The sequence below is a fragment of the Leucobacter albus genome (assembly GCF_039528015.1).
Taxonomy (GTDB): Bacteria; Actinomycetota; Actinomycetes; order Actinomycetales; family Microbacteriaceae; genus Leucobacter; species Leucobacter albus.
Genome location: NZ_BAAAKZ010000010.1, coordinates 343412 through 349630 on the forward strand (window position 1 = coordinate 343412; position 6219 = coordinate 349630).

Annotated in this window: 7 protein-coding genes and 1 rRNA gene; 2 read left to right on the forward strand and 6 right to left on the reverse strand. The window is 67.8% G+C overall.

Translation table 11 applies throughout. The annotated features are described in order from the left end of the window. Positions 1-20: 20 nt before the first annotated feature. A complete protein-coding gene (locus tag ABD115_RS12660; RefSeq protein ID WP_343961367.1) occupies positions 21-869 on the reverse strand; it encodes a TlyA family RNA methyltransferase in 849 nt (282 codons plus the stop codon). A 4-nt stretch (positions 870-873) separates the two neighbouring features. After that, positions 874-1077, reverse strand: a complete 204-nt coding sequence (locus ABD115_RS12665; protein WP_343961369.1) for a hypothetical protein — start codon at positions 1075-1077, stop codon at positions 874-876. Positions 1078-1173: 96 nt separating this feature from the next. On the opposite strand from ABD115_RS12665, the gene ABD115_RS12670 reads away from it, so the two are divergent. Beyond that, a complete protein-coding gene (locus ABD115_RS12670; protein ID WP_343961371.1) occupies positions 1174-2427 on the forward strand; it encodes an Nramp family divalent metal transporter in 1254 nt (417 codons plus the stop codon). Between the two features lie 39 nt (positions 2428-2466). Here the strand turns inward: ABD115_RS12670 and ABD115_RS12675 are convergent, their stop codons facing one another. The 3 genes from ABD115_RS12675 to ABD115_RS12685 all read right to left on the reverse strand — a co-directional run bounded on the left by ABD115_RS12675 (position 2467) and on the right by ABD115_RS12685 (position 5161). Further along, complete coding sequence (locus ABD115_RS12675; protein WP_343961373.1) at positions 2467-3084, reverse strand: PepSY domain-containing protein; 618 nt, start codon at positions 3082-3084, stop codon at positions 2467-2469. Positions 3085-3186: 102 nt separating this feature from the next. Beyond that, positions 3187-4224, reverse strand: a complete 1038-nt coding sequence (locus ABD115_RS12680) for an HAD-IIA family hydrolase (RefSeq protein ID WP_343961375.1) — start codon at positions 4222-4224, stop codon at positions 3187-3189. Positions 4225-4228: 4 nt separating this feature from the next. Then, positions 4229-5161, reverse strand: coding sequence for a hypothetical protein (locus tag ABD115_RS12685; RefSeq protein WP_343961377.1), 933 nt, complete (start codon positions 5159-5161; stop codon positions 4229-4231). A 3-nt stretch (positions 5162-5164) separates the two neighbouring features. On the opposite strand from ABD115_RS12685, the gene ABD115_RS12690 reads away from it, so the two are divergent. Next, a complete protein-coding gene (locus ABD115_RS12690; protein ID WP_343961379.1) occupies positions 5165-5587 on the forward strand; it encodes a hypothetical protein in 423 nt (140 codons plus the stop codon). Between the two features lie 564 nt (positions 5588-6151). On the opposite strand, the gene rrf is transcribed toward ABD115_RS12690, so the two are convergent. Beyond that, positions 6152-6219: ribosomal RNA gene (gene rrf / locus ABD115_RS16645) — 5S ribosomal RNA — on the reverse strand; the annotation flags it as partial.

Genomic DNA, 6219 nt, shown 5'->3' on the forward strand with positions numbered 1-6219 from the left:
CCGGTCGTGCACAGAAACTGTCACCCGTGGTTCCCTTCGTCGTGCGTACGTGCGGGGGCGCTGACCTCAACGATGCGCCCCTCCCATTCTCTCGGATCGCCCGGTTCGGCGCACACGAGATGCACAAGAAACTCCCGGTTTCCTTCGCCGCCCGCGATGGGTGACGGTGCCAGGCCGCGCACGGCAAAGCCAGATTCGGTGGCGGATCGCAGCACCGTGCGAATCGCGTCGCGCCACAGCCCGGGATCCGTCACAATACCATCGCGCACCCTGCCAACCTCGAACTGCGGTTTGATGAGCAGCGCGAGCTCAGCCCCCGGCCCCGTGCACCGCGCGATCGCCGGGAGAATCAGGGTGAGCGAGATGAACGACAGGTCGGCCACGACGAGACTCGGCAGCTCGGCCACGCCGGTGAGCGAGGCCAGCGCGGCCGCGTCGAGCTCGCGCGCGTTGCAGCCCTCGACCACGCGCACGCGCTGATCCGAGCGGATCTCGGCGGCGAGCTGATCGTGCCCGACATCGACTGCCAGCACGGTCGCCGCACCGCGCTCGAGCAGCACCTGGGTAAACCCTCCGGTGGAGGCGCCGAGGTCGAGTGCGACGCGGCCCGCCGGGTCGACCGAGAAGGCGTCGAGCGCGGCAAGCAGCTTGTGCGCACCGCGGCTGACGTAGTGGTCGTCGCCGCGCACGGTGAGGAGCGAGCCCTCGCGCACCTTCAGCCCGGGTTTGCCCGCGACGGCGCCGTCGACGGCGATGCCGCCGGCCCCCACGAGCTCAGCTGCGCGACTCCGAGAGCGCACGAGCCCGAGCGCAACGACTGCCCGATCGAGCCGCTCCGGGGCGCCCAGCCACCGGCCTTCACGCTCCACTGGGTTACGCCCCCTCGTTGTCGCTGCGTTGCAGCTCTTGGAGCAGCTCGTCGTGCAGCTGCTCAAAGCCCTGCGCGCGGCGCTCGAGCGGTTGGGCCTCGATGAGCCCGAGTCGATCGAGCAGGCTGTCATGCTCGCCGCCGGCTGGGGCGTCGAGCGACGACGCAGCCGGCGCGGTCTGCCGTTCGTTGTCTGCGTCGCTGTCCATGAGTCAAGCCTAGTCGCAGGCACCCACTTCGGCCCGCCGACAGGTGTTCGCCACTTCGAACTTGATTGTGTGGCATATCGTACTACGATGGGCACCATGGCAACTCCGACCGCGCAGCGCAGCCCCGAACGCAGGCTACTCCATCTGCTCGGCCCGGCCTTCGTTGCCGCGATTGCCTACGTCGACCCCGGCAACGTCGCTGCGAATCTGTCGGCCGGTGCGAAGTATGGGTACGCGCTGTTGTGGGTGCTCGTAGCGGCCAACGCGATGGCAGTTATAGTGCAATATCTCTCGGCCAAGCTCGGCCTCGTCACCGGCAAGAGCTTGCCCCAGCTACTCGGGGAGCGGCTGCGGCCCGGCGGGCGCCGGCTCTACTGGGCGCAGGCCGAGATCGTCGCCGCCGCGACCGACCTCGCCGAGGTGATCGGCGGGGCGATCGCCCTGTACATTCTCTTCGGTGTGCCCCTCGTCGCCGGCGGGGTCATCGTCGGCGTTGCCTCGTTGCTCATTCTGCTGCTGCAGGGCAAGTACCAGCGCCGGTTCGAGGCCGTGATCATGGCCATGCTGCTCATCATCACCGTCGGGTTCGTCGGTGGGCTCTTTGTGAGCGAGCTCGACCTCGGGGCGATGTTCGCGGGGCTCGTGCCGAGATTTGTCGACACCCAGTCGGTGCTGCTCGCGGCGAGCATGCTCGGGGCGACGGTCATGCCGCACGCAATCTACCTGCACTCCTCGCTGGCGCGTGACAGGCACGGTCATACCGCTGAAGACCACGTAGGCGGCCGGGCCCCGCGGCTTCGGCACCTGCTGCGGGCGACAAAGCTCGACGTAGTGCTAGCGCTCGTCGTCGCCGGCGGGGTCAACATCGCCATGCTGCTGCTCGCGGCAGCCTCGCTGCCTGGCATCGACGGAACAGACACTATCGAGGGCGCCGCCGCCGCAATCACAGAGCACGTCGGCCCCGTCGTCGGCCTGCTCTTCGCGGTCGGGTTGCTCGTATCGGGGCTCGCCTCGACGTCTGTCGGCGCGTATGCCGGCGCAGAGATCATGGCTGGCCTGTTGCACGTGCGGGTGCCGCTGCTCACCCGTCGCGTCGTTACGATTCTGCCGGCGCTGCTGCTGCTCGGCTTCAATGTTGACCCGACATGGGCGCTCGTGATCAGCCAGGTGGTGCTATCGTTCGGCATTCCGTTCGCGCTCATACCGCTGATATCGCTCACCGGCCGCGCTGAGATCATGGGTGAATTCACGAACGGCGCAGCACTTCGCTACGTGGCGCTCTTCGTCGCACTCGCAATCGTGGCACTGAACCTGTGGTTGATCTTCTCGACCATCGTGTGGGGCGCGTAGCCGCGCAGCGACGCACCCCGCACGGGCGTCTCGTGGCGGCTAGCTGTCGATCTCAACGATCTCGCGCGTGCGCGCGTCGACTCGAACGTCGACGTCGCCGGTGTCGGTGACGATCTGCACCTCGTAGACGAGGCGCCCGTCTTCGTCGTCGATCTCCCACTCTGACACGGGCCCAGGGGCCGCGGCCACCGCTGCCGCCAGCGCGTCGGCTGGCGCGATGAGCTCCGACGCAACGATGAGCCCCTGCCGCTTCTCGGCTACCTCGGCCGGGGTTTCTTGCTCCGTGGCTTCAAACATCAGTTCGCCGGTGTCGGCGTTGAACACCGCGTCGTAGCTCTCGGCGTCGCTCACAAGCTCGACGCTGTAGGCGAAGGCGGTGCGCTGCCATTCGAGCGAGAGCGACACGGGGTCGCCCGCGAAACGCTCGCCGGCAGCTTCGAGTGCGTCAGTCCAGCTCATCGCGAACGTCGCATTGGCGAGATCGGTGTCGCGCGCGGTGGAGCCCGCACCGCCCTCGGGGCCGGCCTGTTCGCCCGTCGACGGCGCGCTCGGCTTCGGCGTCGACGCCCCGCCAGATTGCGCCGGTGCGCACCCGCTGAGGAGCAGGGCTCCCCCGAGTAGCACCGCGGTCGTAGCTGTCAGTGAGTGGTTTCGCATGCGATCTCCTCATCTCTTACGCTCAGCGTACCGAGCAAACCGCAAAGCCCCCTCAGTGCCGCGTCAGGCCCGACACGAAGGCAGCGGGCGCGACGGTCGGCATTACCGCCAGTGGTCTTCGAGCAAGATCTCGGGCACTTTCAGCCCGTAGATCGCGAGACCCGAGGCCCAAATAGCGCCGCAGCCGGCCCGCAACAGCTCCATGGGGGTGTCGCCCTCGGAGACGACGGTGACGATGTGACCGTCCATTCGCACCCGCGCGGAGCCGACGCGAACCGTGCCGTCGCGGAGCTTCTCGGCGCGCTGATATGGCTCGTGGAGCTCAGCGAGCGAGGCAACCGTGAAGTCGGGGCGCATGTCTGCGGAGGCCGCGATGAGTTGCTTCGGTCGATCCACCCCCGTGAGCACGAACAATGACGGAATACCAGCCGCAACCGCGCCCTTGATGTCGGTGTCGAGGCGATCGCCGAGCATCAGGGCGTTTCGCGAGCCAAACCGCGAAAACGCCGTCTCGAAAATCGGGGTCTCGGGCTTGCCGGCAAACTCGGGTAGGCGCTGCACCGCCGTGTGCACGGCAGAGACGAGCGTGCCGTTGCCCGGCGCGATGCCCCTCGCGCGTGGAATTGTCCAGTCGGTGTTCGTGGCGATCCAGGGCAACAGCGGCCGCCCGGGCTCCTCCTGCAGCGCGTACGCGGCCTCGGCGAGGTGCTCCCAGCCGACGTCTTGCGCGAAGCCCTGCACAACCGCGACCGGGTCGTCTTCCGCGCTGCGGGTCCACGCGAAGCCGGCCTTCTCGAGTTCGTGGGTCAAGCCTTCTCCGCCCACGACGAGTACGCGCGACCCGGGTGGCACCGTCTCGCGCAGCAGCGCAACGGCCGCCTGCGGCGAGGTGATCACGTCGCTCGCGGTTGCGTGCAAGCCAAGCTCAGTGAGGTGCGCGGCGACCGTCGCATCGGTGCGCGCTGCGTTGTTGGTGATGTAGCCAACCCGCACCCGTTCGGCAGCTTCGTTCAGCGCATCGACTGCACCGGTGATCGCTCCAGCACCCCGGTAGATGACCCCGTCGAGGTCGGTCAGCAGCAAGTCCCTGCCCTCGATCGGTGCCGGGTCAAACTGTTCCCGCCTCCCAAACAGCGCCATCGTGCTACTCCTGTTCGCTCTGCTCGCTCACCGGTGAGGCCGTTGAGGAGCCGTCTGCATCATCTTCTGGTGCCTCTGCCTCTGCGTAAGCATCGAGGTACGCGTCGTCATCCACGTCGGTGTCGTCATCCACGTCGGTGTCGTCGTCCACGTCGGAGTCGCCTTCGACGGCAGCGCCAGCCGGATCCACGTCGGCGTCAGCGGCCACCACGTGTGCGCTGTCGCTCGGAGGCTCTTCGACCTCAACGATCTCGATGACCTCGATCTCGTCAAGCCCACCGAAGTGGCTCTCGAGCGCCGCGGCTGCGCGGTCGGCGTAGGCGAACCACTGCTGAGCCTCTGCGTCGCGGCCGAGGTCCTCGAGCACGGTGCCGTAGGCGCCGAACAGCTCGGGGCTCCAGGAGAAGCCCTTCTGCGGGTCGAGCTCCGGGATCTCGAGCTCGAACAGCGCCTGCTGCGTCTGCCCGAGATCGAGCCGGGCGCCGGACATCGCGATGGCCAGCCGAACTCGATCGGCGGTGTCGAGCGTCGACACATCGACCGCAAGGCCGGTCTCGATCGCCTTCTCGGGCCTGCCGAGGCCGCGCTCCGAGTCAACCATGATAGCCATGTGCGAGTCGCGGCCGCTCAGTCGGCGGAAGGTGCGCAGCTCACGGATCGCGAGCGCATAGTCGCCCGTGCGGTACGCGGTCATCGCGAGAGTTTCGCGAGTCACCGGGATGCGCCCTGCGCGGCGGCTTGCCGAGATCGCGTGCTGGTGAGCCAGCGCGGGGTCGTCTTCGATGAGCTCGGCCACCATCGCGAGGTGCAGCGCAACGCGCTCCTGCACCTCGGGCTGCAGAGTCTTCAGCTCGTTGCGCGCCGAAGGGTGCAGGTCGTTGACCTTGATGTGCTCAGCGATGATGGGGTCGTCGTGCTCCGAGCGGACCGGGCGCAACGAGTGCTGCAGGCGCTCCTGCTCGGTGAACTCACGATCCTGGCCGCCGCGGTCGCTTCTCCCGCCCCCGCGGGTGCCACCTCGACCCCGGGAGTCGGGCTCGCGACGCGGGCCGCGGTCGCCGTCGAAGGAGCGGCGCTCGCCACCACGCGAGCGGTCACCGTTGTACGGGCGACGGTCGCCGTCGCCCTGACGGTCACCGCGGTACGGACGCCGGTCATCGCTCCGCGGGCGGTCGCCGCCGAAGGAGCGACGCTCGCCGTCGTGCTGACGATCGCCACGGTACGGCCGACGCTCGCCCCCGCCCGAGCGGTCACCGTTGTACGGGCGACGGTCGCCGTCGTGCTGACGGTCACCGCGGTACGGACGCCGGTCATCGCTCCGCGGGCGGTCGCCGCCGAAAGAGCGGCGCTCGCCACCACCTGAGCGGTCACCATTGTAGGAGCGACGCTCGCCGTCACGCTGACGGTCACCACTGTACGGACGACGCTCACTGTCACGCTGACGATCGCCACTGTACGGACGACGCTCACCGTCACGCTGACGATCGCCGCGGTACGGACGCCGGTCATCGCGCTGCTGCCGATCGCCGCCAAAGGAGCGACGCTCGCCGCCGGTACGGTCGTTTCGCTCCCCACGGTAGGGCCCACGCTCGCCTGCCGGGCGATCACCACGATCACCGCGGTAGGGAGCACGTTCGCCGCGCGGTCGATCGTTGCGATCGTTGCGATCGTTGCGATCGTTGCGATCACCGCGATAGGGAGCCCGATCGCCGCGGTCGAAGCCACGGTGCGAACGTTCACCGCTCGAACGGCGGGGGCGCCCATTATTCTCGGGTCGGTCCTGTCGATCGTTCATGCGGTGCTCCCTATGTGGTTATTGTCTCCCAGAGACGGTACTTCTTTTAGTCTACAAAATGAAAAAGGGGCTGTTCAGATGAGGCGACCATCTTGGTCAGCTTCATCTGAACAACCCCTTTCAATAAAGGTTGTTCGGCGGTGTCCTACTCTCCCACGAGGTCCCCCTCGCAGTACCATCGGCGCTGTCAGCCTTAGCTT

Bases quoted from the DNA above. Each gene is read 5' to 3' on its own strand.
- ABD115_RS12665 (WP_343961369.1), bottom strand. From the start codon at position 1,077: ATGGACAGCGACGCAGACAACGAACGGCAGACCGCGCCGGCTGCGTCG.
- ABD115_RS12675 (WP_343961373.1), bottom strand. From the start codon at position 3,084: ATGCGAAACCACTCACTGACAGCTACGACCGCGGTGCTACTCGGGGGA.
- ABD115_RS12670 (WP_343961371.1), top strand. From the start codon at position 1,174: ATGGCAACTCCGACCGCGCAGCGCAGCCCCGAACGCAGGCTACTCCAT.
- ABD115_RS12680 (WP_343961375.1), bottom strand. From the start codon at position 4,224: ATGGCGCTGTTTGGGAGGCGGGAACAGTTTGACCCGGCACCGATCGAG.